Origin of the sequence: Gordonibacter sp. RACS_AR68 (assembly GCF_030418485.1) — a bacterium.
GTDB classification, from domain to species: domain Bacteria; phylum Actinomycetota; class Coriobacteriia; order Coriobacteriales; family Eggerthellaceae; genus Gordonibacter; species Gordonibacter urolithinfaciens.
Genome location: NZ_JAIPUP010000002.1, coordinates 34963 through 52216, shown reverse-complemented (window position 1 = coordinate 52216; position 17254 = coordinate 34963). Strand labels below are relative to the sequence as shown.

Annotated in this window: 15 protein-coding genes and 1 tRNA gene; 12 read left to right on the top strand and 4 right to left on the bottom strand. The window is 69.2% G+C overall.

The annotated features are described in order from the left end of the window. Positions 1-39: 39 nt before the first annotated feature. From tmk to K9U15_RS04925, 8 genes are all read left to right on the top strand, one after another. Positions 40-981, top strand: coding sequence for a dTMP kinase (tmk, locus tag K9U15_RS04960; RefSeq protein WP_301155696.1), 942 nt, complete (start codon positions 40-42; stop codon positions 979-981). 3 nt (positions 982-984) lie between these two features. Next, the gene (locus tag K9U15_RS04955; protein WP_096228178.1) at positions 985-2154 is read left to right on the top strand and encodes a DNA polymerase III subunit delta; all 1170 of its coding nucleotides are present in this window, start codon (positions 985-987) and stop codon (positions 2152-2154) included. Positions 2155-2167: 13 nt separating this feature from the next. Continuing rightward, a complete protein-coding gene (locus K9U15_RS04950) occupies positions 2168-3724 on the top strand; it encodes a regulatory iron-sulfur-containing complex subunit RicT (protein WP_301155695.1) in 1557 nt (518 codons plus the stop codon). A gap of 81 nt (positions 3725-3805) precedes the next feature. Beyond that, positions 3806-5284, top strand: a complete 1479-nt coding sequence (locus K9U15_RS04945; RefSeq protein WP_181813785.1) for a nicotinate phosphoribosyltransferase — start codon at positions 3806-3808, stop codon at positions 5282-5284. A gap of 57 nt (positions 5285-5341) precedes the next feature. Beyond that, complete coding sequence (locus tag K9U15_RS04940; protein WP_114568438.1) at positions 5342-6244, top strand: DegV family protein; 903 nt, start codon at positions 5342-5344, stop codon at positions 6242-6244. Between the two features lie 56 nt (positions 6245-6300). Next, positions 6301-7227 carry a DegV family protein gene (locus K9U15_RS04935; RefSeq protein WP_041240313.1) on the top strand — a complete coding sequence of 309 codons (927 nt, stop codon included), beginning with the start codon at positions 6301-6303 and terminating at the stop codon, positions 7225-7227. 63 nt (positions 7228-7290) lie between these two features. Further along, positions 7291-8244, top strand: coding sequence for an NAD(P)-binding domain-containing protein (locus K9U15_RS04930; RefSeq protein ID WP_123674450.1), 954 nt, complete (start codon positions 7291-7293; stop codon positions 8242-8244). Between the two features lie 15 nt (positions 8245-8259). Next, positions 8260-9210: a radical SAM protein gene (locus K9U15_RS04925; protein WP_123674449.1), complete on the top strand. Its 951-nt coding sequence runs from the start codon at positions 8260-8262 to the stop codon at positions 9208-9210. A 176-nt stretch (positions 9211-9386) separates the two neighbouring features. On the opposite strand, the gene K9U15_RS04920 is transcribed toward K9U15_RS04925, so the two are convergent. The 3 genes from K9U15_RS04920 to K9U15_RS04910 form a co-directional block, all read right to left on the bottom strand. Next, positions 9387-10517, bottom strand: coding sequence for a DUF362 domain-containing protein (locus K9U15_RS04920; protein ID WP_301155694.1), 1131 nt, complete (start codon positions 10515-10517; stop codon positions 9387-9389). A 124-nt stretch (positions 10518-10641) separates the two neighbouring features. Then, positions 10642-11745 (bottom strand): TIGR03915 family putative DNA repair protein, encoded by a 1104-nt coding sequence (locus tag K9U15_RS04915; RefSeq protein WP_241557753.1) that lies wholly within the window; start codon positions 11743-11745, stop codon positions 10642-10644. Next, positions 11742-13253, bottom strand: a complete 1512-nt coding sequence (locus K9U15_RS04910; protein ID WP_123674447.1) for a putative DNA modification/repair radical SAM protein — start codon at positions 13251-13253, stop codon at positions 11742-11744. Before K9U15_RS04910 ends, K9U15_RS04915 begins: the two co-directional genes overlap by 4 nt. A 145-nt stretch (positions 13254-13398) precedes the next feature. Between K9U15_RS04910 and K9U15_RS04905 the strand changes: the two genes are divergently transcribed. After that, a tRNA-Thr gene (locus K9U15_RS04905) sits at positions 13399-13473 on the top strand. A 203-nt stretch (positions 13474-13676) separates the two neighbouring features. On the opposite strand, the gene K9U15_RS04900 is transcribed toward K9U15_RS04905, so the two are convergent. Next, positions 13677-14405: a hypothetical protein gene (locus K9U15_RS04900; protein ID WP_096228185.1), complete on the bottom strand. Its 729-nt coding sequence runs from the start codon at positions 14403-14405 to the stop codon at positions 13677-13679. Between the two features lie 429 nt (positions 14406-14834). On the opposite strand from K9U15_RS04900, the gene K9U15_RS04895 reads away from it, so the two are divergent. Genes K9U15_RS04895 through K9U15_RS04885 form a run of 3 tightly spaced genes read left to right on the top strand, consistent with a single transcriptional unit; the run spans position 14835 to position 17228 of the window. Beyond that, positions 14835-15485 carry a TetR/AcrR family transcriptional regulator gene (locus tag K9U15_RS04895; RefSeq protein ID WP_096228186.1) on the top strand — a complete coding sequence of 217 codons (651 nt, stop codon included), beginning with the start codon at positions 14835-14837 and terminating at the stop codon, positions 15483-15485. Then, positions 15482-16438 (top strand): ABC transporter ATP-binding protein, encoded by a 957-nt coding sequence (locus tag K9U15_RS04890; RefSeq protein WP_301155693.1) that lies wholly within the window; start codon positions 15482-15484, stop codon positions 16436-16438. The genes K9U15_RS04895 and K9U15_RS04890 overlap by 4 nt, the downstream gene beginning before the upstream one ends. Then, entirely contained in the window at positions 16431-17228 is a 798-nt protein-coding gene (locus tag K9U15_RS04885) for an ABC transporter permease subunit (RefSeq protein WP_301155692.1), read from the top strand. Before K9U15_RS04890 ends, K9U15_RS04885 begins: the two co-directional genes overlap by 8 nt. Positions 17229-17254 lie beyond the last annotated feature (26 nt).

Sequence of the window (17254 nt, the reverse complement as noted above, 5' to 3'; positions counted from 1 at the left end):
GCCGCTTCCGGCGCTGACCGTTAGGATCGAAAAGACACTGTGACGCAGGAACTTGCCGAAAACGATGCCCCGCGCGGCATCTTCATAACGTTCGAGGGTGGCGAGGGCGCCGGCAAGACGACGCATATCCGCTTCCTGTCCGAGAAGCTGTGCGAACGCGGCCGCGAGGTCGTGCGCCTGCGCGAGCCCGGCGGCACCGCCGTGGGCGAGGAGCTGCGCGCCGTGGTGCTGGACCCGAAGAACGACAACCTCTCCGACGAGGCCGAGCTGCTCATCTACGAGGCCGCCCGCGCGCAGATCGTGGCGGAGGTCATCCGCCCGGCGCTCGAGCGCGGCGCCGTGGTGCTGTGCGACCGCTTCGCGGACTCCACCATCGCCTACCAGGTGCACGGGCGCGGGCTGGACGCCGCCTTCGTGGAGCAGGCGAACGCGTTCGCCTGCCAAGGCGTGTCGCCCGACCGCACCATCCTGCTGACCACGGGCGGCTCGGCGCGCACGGGGCTCTCGCGCGCCACGCACCGGGGCGCCGACCGCGTGGAGCGGGCGGGCGAGGAGTTCCACACGCGCGTGAACGAGGGCTTCCTGGCCATCGCGCGGGCCCACGCCGACCGCGTGCGCGTGGTGCAGTCGGCCGCGCGGAAGTCGCGGACGTCGGAGCTCGTGTTCCGCGAGCTGGCCGACCTCTTCCCGTGGATGGCGGACGTCGTGGACGACCCGCCGTACTTCGCCTCGCTCGACGTGCATCGCCCGCGCCCGCAGGGAGCGCGCGGCGGCTCGGGCAACCGCGGCGGCGGCAACGGCAACAACCGTGGCAGCGGCGGCACCCGCAACGGCGCCGACGGCGGCGCGAAGGGGAAAAGCGGCAACCGCGGCAACCCTGGTGCGAAAGCCGGCCGCAGCGGCGGCGGCCGTGCCAGGCAGGAGAAGCCCTCGCAGGGCTCGAGCGGCAGCGCCCCGCGCGGCAAGGGCCAGGGGAGATAGGCCGTGGCCGACGCCTTCGAGAACATACTCGGGCAGCCGCAGGTGCGCGAGTTCCTTCGCGCGAGCGTGGCGAGCGAGCGCGTGACGCATGCGTACCTGTTCACCGGCCCTGCCGGGTCAAACAAGACGATGGCCGCCTACGCGCTGGCCCAGGCGCTGCTGTGCCCGAAGGGACCCCACGGCCCGCGGGGCGGCGAGTGCGGCGCCTGCGACATCTGCCGGCGCGTCAAGCGCAAGAAGCACCCCGACGTGCGCTACTTCGCGCCCGAGGGCGCCGGCGGCTACCTGGTGGACCAAATCCGCGACATCGCGGCCGACACGGTGCTCGCGCCCATCCAGGCCGACCGCAAGATATACATCCTCGACCGCGTGGACCTGCTGGGCGTCCAGGCGGCCAACGCCTTCCTGAAGACGCTGGAGGAGCCCCCGTCCGACGTGGTGCTCATACTCCTGGGCCGCACGCGCGAGAGCGTGCTGCCCACCATCGTGTCGCGCTGCCAGGTGGTGCCGTTCCGCCACATCCCGGCCAGCGAGGCCGCCGGCATCCTGGCGCAGAACACGGGCGCGTCGCGGGAGAAGGCCCGCATCGCCATCGAGGCGTGCGACGGCTCCATCACGCGCGGCATCGAGTTCCTGAAGTCCAACGAGCGCCTGGCGTTCCGCGCCCGCGTGCTCGAGGCGCTGGCCCTGCTGCGCAACGCCGACGACTGGGACCTCGTGGGCCAGGCGGGCGAGCTCGTGGTGCTGGCGAAGGCCCCGCTCGACGTCGTGCGCGCCGCGCAGGAGGAGGAGCTGGCCGAGAACGCGGACTTCCTGGCGAAGTCGGCCATCCGCCAGATAGAGGCGCGCAACAAGCGCCAGCTGACGGCGAAGAGCCTCGAGTCGCTGCGCCAGCTCACGGCCATCATCCGCTCGTGGCTGCGCGACGTGCTGGCCGTGTGCGCCGAGACGCCCGAGCTCGTGATAAACGTGGACGCCCGCGGCGCGATAGAGGACGCCGCACGCGCCACCGACGAGGCCCGCGTGGCCGCCGCGCTTTCGGCCGTGCGCCGCTGCGACGAGGCCATCTCGTATAATGTATCCCCTGAGACATGCATCGACGCGCTGCTCTTCGAAACAAGGGACGCGCTCTACCGCCCCCGCCCGCCCGCGGGCGCCGGGGCCGTGAGATAGAGAGGTATCGGCAATGGTTCGCATAGCGCCCATCAGGCTCGCCTACAACCCCAAGACGCTCTGGTTCGACCCGGGCGACCTGGAATTGAAGAAGGAGGACCCCGTCGTGGTGTCCACGGCGCGCGGCCTGGAGTTCGGCCGCATGGCCGATGACGTGTTCGAGGCCGACGAGGCCCAGGTGAAGAAGCTGAAGACCGCGCTCAAGCCGGTGAAGCGCCTCGCGAGCGAAGAGGACGTCGCCCGCGCAGAGGAGATGTGCCGCCGCTCGGAGGAAGCGCTGCCCGTGTTCAAGCAGATGGCGGCCGAGGCGAGCGAGGACATGCACCCGGTGTCCGTGGAGTTCCTGCTCGACGGCGACAAGGCCGTGTTCTACTTCGAGGCCGAGGAGCGTGTGGACTTCCGCGAGCTCGTGCGCAGGCTGGCCGCGCACTTCCACGCGCGCATCGACATGCGCCAGATCGGCGTGCGCGACGAGGCCCGCATGGTGGGCGGCCTGGGGCATTGCGGCCAGGAGCTGTGCTGCAAGCGCCTGGGGGGCGAGTTCTGCCCCGTGTCCATCCGCATGGCCAAGGAGCAGGATCTCTCGCTCAACCCGCAGAAGATATCGGGAGTGTGCGGCCGCCTCATGTGCTGCCTGCGCTACGAGTTCGACGCGTACAAGGACTTCAAGAGCCGTGCGCCTAAGCAGAACTCGCAGGTGGAGACGCCGGCGGGCATGGCGAAGGTCGTGGACTTGGACGTGCCGCGCGAGATCGTGTCGCTCAAGGTGGAGGGCGAGAAGCCGGTGCGCGTGCCGCTCGCGGACTTCGAGCCGCCCGACGAGGGCTCGAACCGCCCGAACCGTGTGGGGCAGGACGCCTGGAACGAGGCCACGACGCAGGCCGTGATCGGCGTGGCGGGCGAGAGCTCCATCTTCGCCACCTCGCAGCTGACAGGCTCCGACAAGCTGGCCGATCCGAAGGCCGTGCGTCGCACGGGATCGGGCGGCAAGGGCGGCCCGAAGGGCCGCGGCGGCGCAGGGAAGGGATCCGGCACGGGATCGGGCGGCAGCTCGGCCGGCTCCGGCAACGAGTCGCGCAAGCCGCGGCGGCGCCGTTCCACGAAGGTGGCGGCCGACGGCACGGTCCAGCCTGCGACGACCGAGGAAACGCCCTCCAAGCGCAAGCCGAAGCAAGGAGGCGCGGCGGCCTCCGGAGGGGGCAGGAAGCAGGGATCGAAGAAGGGCGGCAACGGCGCCCAGGGCGGCGGAAACGGTGGCAAGAAGGGCTCCGGCTCCCAGAACGGCCAGGGGCGCAACGGCGGTGCTCCGACAGGCGGCGGCCGCGGCGGCGCGGACAAGAACGCCAAGAAGCAGGGCACGAAGGGCGGCCAGGGCGCTTCCAAGCAGGGACCGCGTCCCGGCCAGCGCTCGTCCGGCCTGCGCCAGCAGGGCGCCGGGGCCTCCGCGTCGGGCGCTCCCGGGGCCGCGCCGGGCGGCGAGGGCGGACACCGCCGGGCGCGCCGCCGCAGCCACAAGGCCGGCGGCCCGCAGGAGGGCCAGGGTGGCGCCGCGGGCGGCAAGGCCGAGTAGCCGGATGCTCGGGGAGGCGGCCCGCACCCTTGGCGGTGCCGCCGGGACGCTGCCGGCACCGGAACGCTGACGGAACGCCGCATGCTTGAGGAGGATGCATTGAAGCTCGATTACGCGCTGCTCACGGACCTGTACCAGATCACCATGGCGCAGGGGTACTGGGAAAGCGGGAAGGGCGCCACGGAGGCGTGCTTCCATATGTACTTTCGCGATTACCCGTTCAAGGGCGGCTACGCCGTGGCCTGCGGCATGGCCCAGCTCGCCGAGCTGGTGGAGGGCTTCGCGTTCTCCGAGGAAGACCGCGCCTACCTGGCGTCGCTCGACGCGCCGGGCGGTGGAAGGCTCTTCAAGCAGGAGTTCCTGGACTACCTGGCCGGCTACCGCCTGTCCGTGGACATCGACGCGGTGCCCGAGGGCACGGTGGTGTTCCCGCACGAGCCGATCGTGCGCGTGTGCGGCCCCATCATGGACTGCCAGCTTATCGAGACGGCGCTTCTGAACTGCGTGAACTTCGAGACGCTCATCGCCACGAAGGCGGCGCGCGTGTGCCAGGCGGCCCAGGCGCCCGTGGCGGAGTTCGGCCTTCGCCGCGCCCAGGGCGCGGCAGGCGGCCTCTGGGCGAGCCGCGCCGCCGTGGTGGGCGGCTGCGCGTCCACCTCCAACGTGCTGGCCGGCAAGCTGTTCGGCATCCCCGTGTCGGGCACGCATGCGCATTCGTGGGTCATGTCGTTCCCCGACGAGATATCCGCCTTCCGCGCCTACGCCGAGGCGTTTCCGAAGAACTGCATCCTTCTCGTGGACACCTACGATGTGGCCCAGGGCGTGAGAAACGCCATCACCGTGGGGCTGGAGATGCGCGCGCGGGGCGAGCGCCTGGCCGGCATCCGCATCGACTCGGGCGACCTCGCATGGCTCGCGAAGATGGCGCGGCGCATGCTGGACCAGGCGGGGCTCTCCGATTGCGGCATCGTGCTGTCGAACGACCTGGACGAGTTCACCATCCAGTCCATCCGCGACGAGGGGGCCCAGGTGATGTCGTGGGGCGTGGGCACGAAGCTGGCCTGCGCCTACGACCAGCCCACGCTGGGCGGCGTGTACAAGCTGTCGGCCACGCGCGAGCCGGGCGAGCGGGAGTGGACGGACCGCCTGAAGATCTCGGAGTCCGTGGGCAAGCTCACCACGCCCGGCGTGCTGGACGTGCGGCGCTACTTCTACTGCGACAACGGGCGGCTGGCCGGCGACATGGTGTTCGACGTGAACGCGCCGGGCGACCAGAGCCGCGAGGTGATCGTGGACCCCGCCGACGATCTTAGGCAGAAGAACCTTGCGGGGCTGTGCTCCAAGACGCTGCTCGAGCCGCTGGCGCGCGACGGCAGGACGGTGCTCGACGCCGCCGGGCGCGACGCGCAGGCGGCGCGCGCGCGGGCGCAGAAGGGGCTCGCGCTGCTCGACGAGAGCCAGAAGCGCATGCTGAACCCGCATACCTATCCTGTGGGCCTCGAATATGGTCTTTTTGAGCGCCGCCGCGAATTGGTTGCCCGCATGCGCGGCATCGCGTAGTTTAATGGGAGAACGATAACCTCGCGCCCCGTGCGCCCTAGCCCAAGGTAACGTGCCATGATCAAGATACTCACCGATTCGGTCGCCTCCATCCCCGCCGACGCTGCGCGGGAGGCGGGCATCGACGTCATAACGCTCTACGTGAACCGCGACGGCCGCGAGCTGGCCGATGCGGACATGGACCTGGACGCGTTCTACGCGGACATCTACGATATGGTCGACAACATCCCCACGTCGAGCCAGCCCTCGCAGGCTGCGTTGGAAGCGGTGTTCGAGGAGGCCGCGCAGGCAGGCGACGAGGTGCTGGGCGTGTTCATCTCCACGGGCCTCTCGGGCGCCTACGAGGGCGCGGTGCGCGCCGCGCGCGCCGTGGCCGCCCGCAACATCGGCTTCTCCTACGCGCTCGTGGACTCCAGCTCGTGCGGCTACGACGAGGCGTGGCCGGTGTTCGACGCCGTGGCCGCCCGCGCGGCCGGCGAGGACCTGGAGGGCTGCACGCGCGCCGTGCTGAAGGGCATCGAGTCCACGCGCTTCTTGTTCACGCCCGAGACGCTTACGTTCCTTCAGAAGGGCGGGCGCATCGGCAACGCGGCGGCGCTTCTGGGCAACCTCATACAGCTCTCGCCCGTGCTCACGGTGAGCGACGGCAAGGCCACAACCCTCGCGAAGGTGCGCACGCGCAAGAAGGCACTGGAGAAGATATTGGCCACGTTCAAGGACGACGTGGAGAAGCACGGGCTGAAGAACGTGGTGGTGCACTACATCGGCGACAAGACGCCGGCCGTGGCGTGGGCCCACGAGGTGGTGGAGCCGCTCTTGGGCCGCACGGTGCCGGTGCTGCCCGTGAGCCCCGTCATCGGCCTGCACGTGGGGCCGGCGGTGGGCATCGCCTACGAGTGCGCGAGCGCGCTGGCCGGCAAGCTCACGGCCCCGGTGCAGGCGCGCCTGTGCACGTCGTGAGCGTGCCGGCCCGCCCGATGGACGAAACCGTATTCGACAAGGAGGCCGACGCCCCTATGCCGCATTCCTGCAACCTTATCATCGACTCGTGCTGTGACCTGCCGTTCGAGACAGTCGACCGCGACGGGGTGGAGCTCATCGAGTTCCCCTACGTCATGAGCGACGGGGAGCACGCCGACGACCTGTACCGCGCATCGAGCGCCCACGACTTCTACCAGGCCATGCGCGACGGTGAGGAGCCCACCACGGCGCAGGTGCCCGTGCCGGTGTTCCGCGCAGCCTTCGAGCGAGCCGTCGAGAGCGGCGTGCCCACCGTGTACCTGAGCTTTTCAAGCGGGCTGTCCGGCAGCTTCGACGCGGCCGTGCTCGTGCACGGCCAGATCATGGCCGAGCATCCCGATGCGGAGCTCTACCTGGTGGACACGCACCTGGCCTCGGTGGCGGAGGGGTTGCTGGTGCACGAGGCGCTGCGCCAGCGCGACAAGGGCCTGACGGCGCGCGAGCTGGCCCAATGGGCCGAGGAAGCCCGCTACTTCGTGGACGCCGAGTTCATGGTGGAGGACCTGGATGCGCTGCGGCGCGGCGGGCGCATCCCGGGCTCGGTGGCCTATGCGGGTTCCAAGCTGGACGTGAAGCCCATGCTCACCATCGCGCCGGACGGCAAGCTGTCGCTGGCGGGCGTGGCGCGCGGCCGCAAGAAGGGCATCAAGCAGCTGGCCGAGTACTACCAGAAGCGCGTGGCGGAGAGCGTTCCCGGCCAGTGCGTGGTGGTGGCGGGCGCCGACTGCCCGAAGGACGTGGGGCGCCTCAAAGAGGCTCTGGGCAAGGTGGACGACTCCATCCTGTTCTTGGAGAGCAGCATCGGGCCTGTCATCGGCTCGCACGTGGGGCCGGGCATGATAGCCGTCGTGTTCTGGGGCGGCGACAAGCGCGAGGACATGTCGGTGGCCGACCGCATCGCGCGCAAGGTCAAGCAGGGATAGGCGCGCGCCGACGAGGCGCGCGGCACGCATTCGAGAAACGACGCCCGGAAAGGGGCTGCTCCTATGGACAAGCGGTATGCATTTATCGGGAACGACGCGGTGGGCGACGTGGTGCGGGAGCGCCTGGACGCGGCGGGCTGGACGCGCACGGACGACGTGGCGAGCGCCGGCATGGTCGTGACGTACTGCACGTCCCAGACGGCGCTCGAGGACGCGTACTTCGACGAGAACGGCATCGTGCAGGCGGCGTCGCCGCACACGGTGCTCGTGGACCTGTCGGCCTCCACGCCGAGCTTCGCGCGCGAGCTGAACGCCGTGGCCATCGTGAGCGACCTGGCATCCATCGAGGCGCCGCTCGTGGTGGCCGACCCCATGCAGCCCGACGCCCTCTCCGACCGGGACAACCTCATGTGCCTGGTGGGAGGCGAGGAGGACGACGTGGAGGCGGCGCGCCCCGTGCTGGACGCGCTCGTGGGCACCGTGCAGGAAACGGGCGGCCCGGGGTCGGCACAGCTCGCGCGCGCAGCCTACACGCTGCAGACGTCGGCGCAGATCATGTCCGCCATCGAGGCCGACGCGCTCTACCGCGCCGTGCAGCGTTCGTCCGCCGCGTTCGGCGCCACGTTCGGGCGCGCGGGCGCCACGACGCCCGAGGCCGAGCAGGTGCTCGCGGCCGTGAACGCCGGGCGCTTCGACGGCGCGTACACCGTGGAGATGCTCATGTCCGAGCTGTCGGCCGCGCTCATGGCCGCCGACGACGTGGACCTCATCCTGCCACAGGCCGAGGCATGCCTGCACCTGCTGGAGCTTCTGGCCGTGATCGGCGGGGCCGACAAGGCGCCCTCGGCGTTGGCCCTCGTGTACGGCGAGGAGGCGGCCTGCGCCGAGAACGGCCTCGATTGGACCCGCGCCGAGCAGGCCTACGCCTCCGAGGAGGCGGGGGAGGACGACGACTACGACGACGAGGGCGACGGCGGCGACTTCCCCGGCGGCTTCGGGGCGTATTCGGCGAATTAAGCTCCGCACGAGGCTATGAGCTACAACCTTCCAACCTCCTGCGACCTCTGCCCGCGCTCGTGCGGGGCGGACCGGGCGGCAGGGGAGCGCGGGGTTTGCGGGGCCGACGATGCGCTCGTGGTGGCGCGGGCGGCGCTGCACTTCTGGGAGGAGCCTCCCATCAGCGGCAGCCGCGGCAGCGGCACCGTGTTTTTCGCGCACTGCCCTCTTCTCTGCTGCTACTGCCAGAACGCCGTGATAGCCGCCGGCCAGGTGGGGCGCGCCGTGGATGTGGGCCGGCTTGCGGAGATGCTCCTGGAGCTGGAGGCGCAGGGGGCGCTGAACGTCAACTTCGTCACGCCCACGCATTACGCGCCGCAGGCGCGCGCCGCCGTTGCGCGGGCGCGCGGGCGGGGGCTGGCGCTTCCCGTGGTATGGAACACCTCCGGCTACGAGACGGTGGCGGCCGTGCAGGCGAACGCGGGCACCGTGGACGCGTACCTCGCCGACTTCAAGTACGCCGACCCCTCGCTGGCGGCGCGCTACTCGAAGGCGCCGGACTACCCGGACGTGGCGCTGGCCGCCTTGGACGAGATGGCGCGCCAGACCGGCGCCCCTGAGTTCGACGAGGTGGACGGCGATCCGCGCCTCGTGCGCGGGACGGTGGTGCGCCACCTCATGCTTCCGGGGGCGCTCGAGGACTCGAAGCGCGTGGTGCGCCTCGTGCACGAGCGCTTCGGCAACGACGTGCTGCTGTCGCTGATGAACCAGTACACGCCGGTTCTGGCCGATGCCGCCGCCGCGGGCGACGAGCGCGCCGCGGCGGCGCTGCGCTGCAGCCCGGAGCTCGCCCTCCGCGTGCCGGACGAGGACTACGAGCGCCTGCTCGACTACGCCGATGGGCTGGGCGTGGAGGACTACTTCTGGCAGGAGGGCGGTGCGGCCGAGGAGAGCTTCATCCCTCCGTTCGACCTGACGGGGGTGTAGGTTGCTCCGCGTGCCTACGGCCCGCGGAGCATGCCGACGCTGCGAAGCCCTCTGATTCCGAATCTTGGCGCTTTCATGCTTGCCTTCGCGTACCGAAGTACGCTCTGCCGCATGACGCGCCAATCTTCGGAATCAGAGGGCTTCTCGCTGACTTACTGCGCCAACCCGGGAGATGCTTACATCCTCACCAGCTCGTAGTCCCTGGTTCCCAGGCCGATCTTCTCGGCGTGCTCGAGGCAGGTGCGCCATTCCGACTCGGGGGTGGAGTTCGTGAAATGGTCGTCGGCGGCTTCGAAGCCGGGTGTGGCTAGGTTGTCGGAGAGCTTGCTGCCGGGGAGCGGGGCGGCGGCCAGGCAGGCGTCGACGCAGGCCTGGTCGAGGGCGAGCGGGTCGGTGGAGGCGAACATCCCCAGGTTCGGCAGGATGGGCGCGTCGTTCTCGGCGTGGCAGTCGCAGTGGGGCGACACGTCCACCACGAGCGACACGTGGAACTGCGGCCGGCCGTCCACGACGGCCTTCGCGTACTCGGCCATGCGGCGGTTGAGGTCGGCGTTGGCGGCATCCTGCGCGAAGTCGATGGCGTCGAAGTTGCAGGCGCCCAGGCAGCGCCCGCAGCCTACGCAGCGCGCCTTGTCCACGCCCATCTTCCGGGCGGCCTCGTCGAACACGAGGCCGCCGTTCGCGCACTCGGGCAGGCACTTCTTGCAGCCGCGGCACTTCTCTGCGTCGATCTCGGGCTGGCCGTTGCTGTGCTGCTCGGCCTTGCCGGCGCGCGAGCCACAGCCCATGCCGATGTTCTTGATGGCGCCGCCGAATCCGGTGAGCTCGTGGCCCTTGAAGTGCGTGAGGCTCACGAACACGTCGGCGTCCATGATGGCGCGGCCGATCTTCGCCGCCTTCACGTACTCGCCGCCCGCAACCGGCACCTCCACGTCGTCGGTGCCCTTCAGGCCGTCGCCGATGAGGATGGGACAGCCCGCCGTGAGCGGCGTGAAGCCGTTCTCCCATGCGCACTCCAGATGCTCGAGGGCGTTCTTGCGGCTGCCGGGGTACATGGTGTTGCAGTCGGTGAGGAACGGCTTGCCGCCCAGCTCCTTCACCACGTCCACGAGGGCGCGCGCGTAGTTGGGGCGCAGGTAGCTCACGTTGCCCAGCTCGCCGAAGTGCAGCTTGACGGCCACGAACTTGCCGTCGAGGTCCAAATCCGCGATGCCCGCGCGGCGGGCGAGCTTCTTCAGCTTCGTGGGCAGCCCGTCGCCGAACGCCTGCGTGCGGAAGTCCGTGAAGTACACCTTGGCCGGTTCCATGGGATCCTCCTTCTTGCGGCTCGCCGCCGCACCGTGCGGTTCTCTCGTCGGGTTCCATGATAGTGCCTCGCGGGTTCCGGGGAAACGCCCGGCTGCGGGAGATGCTGCCGTAGCTCCCCCTCCCTCAACCGCGCCAGAGGCGCTCGGCTTGCGGGGCGGCGGCGCGGGCCAGCTCGGTGCCGGGGAGGTCCTCGTGCATCTCCAGGATGTTCTTCCACAGGCGCTTGGGCATGAACTGGCGGCGGAGCTCCGGGTTGTAGCGGGCCTCCACGGCGACGGTGCGGTAGAAGCGCTTCCAGGCGGCCTGCATGAGACCCTCCTCCGCGGCGCGGTCGGGCACGTCCAGCTCGTCGGTGCGCACGAGGTACCAGTCGCGCCCCTCGTAGACGCCCGCCAGACGGTGCACCTCGTCGTAGATGATGAAGGGCTGCGTGTTGAAGCGGCCGGCGAACCAGTCCATGAGCAGCGGCACCACCGAGGCCTTGGGGTTGCAGCGGGCGAGCCACACGCCGTTCTCCAGGTGCTCGAAGCGCAGGAACTGCACCATGTGGTGGCGCTCGTTGCCCACGGAGCGCACGAGGCGGTGCAGGGGCTCCACCGCAGGATGGGCCAGGTCGTTCAGCACGCTGCCTCGCGCCTTGCCCGAGCAGCCGAGGGAATCGGTGGGCCGCGAAGAGGCCATGGGCCCGCTGCACGAGCCGCGCCGGCGGCACCCCGTGCAGTCGTGCGGGCGCTTGGCCGCCATGGCGTAGCGCACGAAGCGGTAGACGACGGTGCCGGCGTCCGGCTCGTCCGAGAGCGAGGCGCGCATGACGGCGTCGTAGGCGGCGTGGCCGCAGACGCGCTTGATGCCGCGCTGGACGCGCACGGCGCGCTCCACGTCCGTCTCCACGAAGCGCACCGTCTGCCCGAGGCGCGGCTGGAGTGCGGCCTGGGCCGTGACGTCCTGCGGGTCCTCTCGGCGCTCGTACGCCTCGAACACCGCCGAGAGCAGGCCTTCCAGCGTCCCGTCGTAGGCGTAGGCCACGTCGGGGAGCGGCTCTTCCGGCGTTACCGGCCCATGGGGGGCATCGCCGGCTGCGGCGGGCTCCCGTCCCGCTCCCGTCGCAGCCAAAGCGGCCGCACGGCCGCCCGCCCCCTTGTCCGGGGCGGCCGAGCGGCCGGAACCGGCCTCGGCCGCCGCAGCTCCCGAGGGCCGTTCGAAGCCGGTTCCGTGGTCGGTGCTCATGCGCAGGCCGCCTCGGGTTGCTCGAGGGCGTGCTGCCAGCCAAACGCGCCGTCGGCATTCCCGTGGCGCTGTCCGTTCGCCCTGCCGCCGAGCTGTCCGGCGGGCGCCGTTCCCAGGCGACCGCCTGTCGCCGCGCCCAAGTGCCCGCGGGGATCGGCCCCCGCACCCTGCGCGATGCGGGCCTTCTCGGGCGTCTCCACGCTCTCGAACAGGCTCAGCTGGCCGGGGATGGCTTTGTCTGCGCGACGGCCGTGGCCGCCGCCCTTCGGCGTTGCGGCTAAATGCGCCCGCAGGCCCTCTCGAGAGAAGTCCGTTCCCTGGCCGGCGTAGCTGCCGTTGCAGGTGATGAAGAAGCGCGCCCGCTTGTAGGCGATGCCCAGCTTGCGCAGCTCGCGCTCGCCGAGCGTGGTGGAGCGCCGGGCGCGCATGATGGAGTGCGCGCCCTTCACGCCGATGCCGGGTACGCGCAGCAGTGCCTCGAGCGGCGCCTTGTTCACCTCCACGGGGAAGAAGTCCAGGTTGTTGAGGGCCCAGTTCGCCTTCGGGTCGACCTCGGGGTCCAGGAACGGGTGCTCCTCGTCGATGATCTCGGTGACGTCGAAGCGGTAGAAGCGCAGGAGCCAGTCCGCCTGGTAGAGCCGGTGCTCGCGGTTGAGCTGCAGGGCGTCGGTGCCGGGCAGACGCGCGTCGTCGTTCACGGGCGTGTAGGCGCTGAAGAACACGCGCTTGAGCGAGAGCGTGCGGTAGAGCGCGGCCGAGAGGTTGAGTATCTGGAAGTCGCTCTCGGGCGTGGCCCCCACGATCATCTGCGTGGACTGGCCGGCGGGCACGAAGGCCCGCTCCTTCTTCTTCGGCTTGACCGCCTTCATGTAGGTCGTGTTCTTGCGCACGAGCGCGCGGGTGTCCTTGTCCACGGCGATGTTGTCGCGGATCTGGCGCATGGGGGCGATGATCTGCTGCTTGTTCTTCTCGGGGGCGAGCAGGGCCAGGCTCTGCTGCGAGGGCAGCTCCATGTTCACGCTCATGCGGTCGGCCAGATGCCCCAGCTCGTCCACGAGCTCGGGGGAGGTGCCGGGCACGGCCTTGGCGTGGATGTAGCCGCGGAAGCCGTGCTCGCCCCGCAGGAGCGACAGCGTCTGGATCATGAGCTCGGTGGTGTAGTCGGGGCTCTTGATGACGCCCGAGCTTAAGAACAGCCCCTCGATGTAATTGCGACGGTAGAACGCTATGGTGAGGTCGGCCAGCTCCTGCGGCGTGAAGGCGGCGCGCCTCATCTCGTTGGAACAGCGGTTCACGCAGTAGGCGCAGTCGTAGACGCACACGTTGGTCATGAGCACCTTCAAGAGCGTGATGCAGCGCCCGTCCGCCGCGAAGCTGTGGCAGCATCCCGCCGCCATCGTGTTGCCAAGCTTCCCCTTCTGGGCGTCGCGGTCGATGCCCGAGGAAGTGCAGGCCACGTCGTATTTCGCCGCATCGGCAAGTATCTCCAGTTTGTCGATCAGTTCCATACGCACGCCCGTTCGCCAGATCAAGTGTTCGCGAGAATATCTGTTCGCTTAGTATGGGCGAACGGATATTCGTTGTCAAGATGGGGGATGCTTCTTCCCGAAACGGGCAGGATGTCGTACAATACGCAGGCACGACAATTCTTATGCCAGTGTGGCGCAATGGTAGCGCAACAGTTTTGTAAACTGTGGGTTGCAGGTTCGAGTCCTGTCACTGGCTCCAGGAAACAGCAGGCCGGAGGCGCACAGCCCCCGGCCTTTTTCGTCGCCGTGCGGCTCGAGGGGTGCGGGTGGCTGCGGTCTGCCCGGGTCGGCTTGCACGGCTGCGGTCGGCCCGGGCATGGCTCGCTTGGCAGGCCCGGCTGGGGCGGGCGATGCCCGGGCCGGGGCCGTCTCGTCGCGGCCTGCGATGCGCCAGCGCTGCCGTTAGCGCAGGCGCGCTCCCACCAGGCGCTTGAAGGCGGCGGCGTTGTCGGGCGACACGTTGATGGCGCGCACGGGGCGGCGCGTTCCGGCGAGCGTGCGGACCTCCAGGGGCTCGGAGAGCTCGATCCAACAGGGCGGGGCGCCCATGACGCCCAGGTCGAGGCGCTCGCGCTTGGGGACGTCGGGCGCGGCGGCACCCACGCCGGTCACGAGGCGCAGCGGCACGTCCTCGCAGACGAAGGCGGCCCAGCGCACGGTGAGCGTCTCGTCGTCCACGAGCAGCGGGTTCAGCACGCTGGCGCGCGCGGCGGCCACGAGCCACAGAAGGGCGTACAAGGAGGCGGCGAACAGCGGCGGCAGCAGCGAGAACGTGCCGGCCGACCCCGCCGCCGCGGAGACCGCCAGCGGCGAGAGCAGCCCCGGCGCGGCCAGCTGGGACGCCGCGAGGTACCCCGCCCACACCACTGGCAGCACGGCCAGGGGCGTGAGGCCGCGGCGGCGCACCACCAGCAGGTAGAACGCGGCGGGCACGCACACCATGAGGTCGAACGGCACGGCCACGTTCACGGCGAACGCGTGGGCCGAGGCGGGCACGGTGGCCGCGCACGCCAGGTCGACGGCGTAGAGCGCCAGGACGACGGCGAGCGCCAGCAGCAGGCGGCGCGCTCCGAGCGCGCGGACGGGAGCGGCGGATGCGGTGGGTTCGGGGAGGTTCGAAGAGCGGGCCATGGCGTCTCCTGTCGTCGGCGGGAGGGCATGTCGCGTGATACGGGTCCATGATAGCAGACGGGCGAGGAGGGGGCCGGGCCGGCTGCCACCGGAGGAGCGGGCGGGAGGGAGCAGGAGGGGGAAGGGGGCTGGGGGTGCCCCTCCCCGTTTCAGCCGGTCGCAGGGGAGGGCGGCAGCGCGCGTCGGTGGGTGCAGCGTGACATGCCGGCCTTGCGCGTCGGTCGTGCCCGTCTGCCTCGCATGCGAGGCAGACATGGCTCGGGGGCGCCGGCCTCGCATGCGGGCCCGGCGCGCTACGGGCTTGGCGGCTCTCCCAATGAAAAAACCTCCTCGACCCCTTCTAAAAAATAGTCAACGGGGTAGCATGATCTCCAATCCGTTGACCGAGCGGTCAACGGCCGCAGAGCGGCAGGAAGGGAGGCGGCGGCAATGAGTGCAACGGACGATAGGGAGCATGCGGACTTCAGCAAGTTCGAGAGCCTCCCCGAACAGCGACGCGAGGCTATCGTCAACGCCGCCGTGGAAACGTTCGGTCGATGCGACTACAAAAGCGCTTCGACCGAGGACATCGCACGGCGCGCTGGCATCTCGAAGGGCCTTCTGTTCTTCTACTTCAAGAACAAGAAGGAGCTGTACCTCTACCTCATGGAGCACCTCATGGAGAAGGTGTCCGATCTGGTGGTGGACGACGGATTCTACGAGATCGACGATTTCTTCGATCTGCTCGTGTACGCAGCTGAAACCAAGCGCAAGGTGCTTTCGCGTTTCCCCTACCTGCTGGAGTTCTCCGTCCGGGCCTTCTACCCGGAGCACAAAGACATCAAGGACACGATGGACAGCTGGACGCAGCGGCAAATCGACCTGATGTTCTCCACGTACTTCAGATGCGTGCGGTTTGACCGGTTCCGCGACGACATCGACCCGAAGTACGTGCTCGACCTGCTGATTTGGCTGGCTGACGGCTACCTGCACCAGCAGCGCGCCCTGCATCAGCGCCTCGACATGGATGCGATGCTGGACGAGATGTACCGCTGGTGCGACATGCTGAAAGCCTATTCGTACAAGGAGGAATACCGATGAGCGCAACAATCGGCCCCGCGATTGCGATCGAGGGGCTCAAGAAAGATTACGGAAGCGGGCGCGGCGTGTTCGGCGTGTCGTTTGCCGTGGAGCGGGGCGAGGTGTTCGGCTTTTTGGGACCGAACGGCGCCGGCAAGACGGTGACCATGCGCAACCTCATGGGCTTCATCCGCCCTGATGAGGGAACCGTGAACATCAACGGCCTGAACTGCTTCAGCCAGCGCGCCCGCATCCAGGAGCACCTGGGCTACCTCCCCGGCGAAATCGCCTGCATGGACGAGATGACCGGCGCGGCGTTCCTGGAATTCATGGCGCGCATGAAGAAGCTGCGCGACCGCACGCGCATGGAGCAGCTGATCGAGTACTTCGAGCTGGATCCCGCGCGGCGCATTCGCAAGATGTCGAAGGGCACGAAGCAGAAAGTGGGACTGGTCTGCGCGTTCATGGCCTCGCCCGACATCGTCCTGCTCGACGAGCCCACGAGCGGCCTCGACCCCCTCATGCAGAGCCGCTTCATCGACCTCGTGCTGGAAGAGAAGCGCCGCGGCACCACCATCTTGCTGTCGTCGCACCTGTTCGAGGAGGTTGAGCGCACGTGCGATCGGGTGGCGTTCATCCGCGGGGGCAAGCTTGCCGCCGTAGAGCGCATGGACGATGTGCGGAAGTCGCGCAAGCGTCTGTTCGTCGTCACGTTCGCCGACGAGGCCGCGCGCGACCGCTACGCGGCGGCCCACCGTGGCACCGGTGTCAGCGTGCAGAAACAGGGGACGACCAGCGTGGAAACGGCCGTGTCCGGCAACCTCGACGCGTTCGTGAAGGACCTGGCCGCGTACGAGATCGTCGATCTCACCGCGCGCGAGCAGACGCTCGAAGAACTGTTCATGCACCTGTACGGCACCTTCTGCGACGCGTCGAACCGCAGGTCGGGGTTGAAAGGAGGCTCCCATGAATAAGACGCTGTTCGCGAAGGAGCTGCGCGCCAACCTGTTCGTCAGCGGCATCATCGCCGCGGTGCTGGCTATGTACATCGGCATGATCGTGAGCATGTTCGATCCCGAGCTGGGCGAGAGCCTCGATCTCATGATGCAGAGCATGCCTGAGGTGTTCGCCGCATTCGGCATGTCGACGCAGGCCACCACCCTTATCGACTTCATGCTGAACTACCTGTACGGGTTCCTGCTGACCATCTTCATCCTCGTGCTGATCCTGATCATGGTGAACAAGCTGATGGTGCGCTACCTCGATCGCGGCGCGATGGCGTACCTGCTGGCAACGCCGAACAGCCGCACGCGCATCGCATGCACGATGATCGGCGTGATGGTGGCTATCCTTGCCGCCCTCATGGTGGCGGTTACGGCGCTCGAGGTGGGATTCGCCGAGACTCTGTTCCCCGGCGAGCTGGACATGCAGGCGTTGTTGCAGGTGAACGCGGGGCTGTTCGCGCTGTGGCTGGCTATCGCGGGCCTGTGCTTCCTGTCGGCCTGCCTGTTTTCGAACGCCACGGCGGCTCTGTGGGCGGGCGGCGGCCTTTGCATCCTGTTCTTCCTCATGCAGATGGTGTCGAAGGTGGGCGACAAGTTCGAGTTCCTGGAGAACGTCAACCCCTTGACGCTGTTCGACTACTACGGCTTGGCCGCAGGCGACGCGTCGGCAGTCGGCGGCGCGATTGCGCTGGCCGCGAGCGCGGTGGCGCTGTTCGCAGCGGCAGTGGCGGTGTTCGACCGGCGCGACTTGAGCATCTAGCAGATTCGAGGGCGAGACAGGGGGAC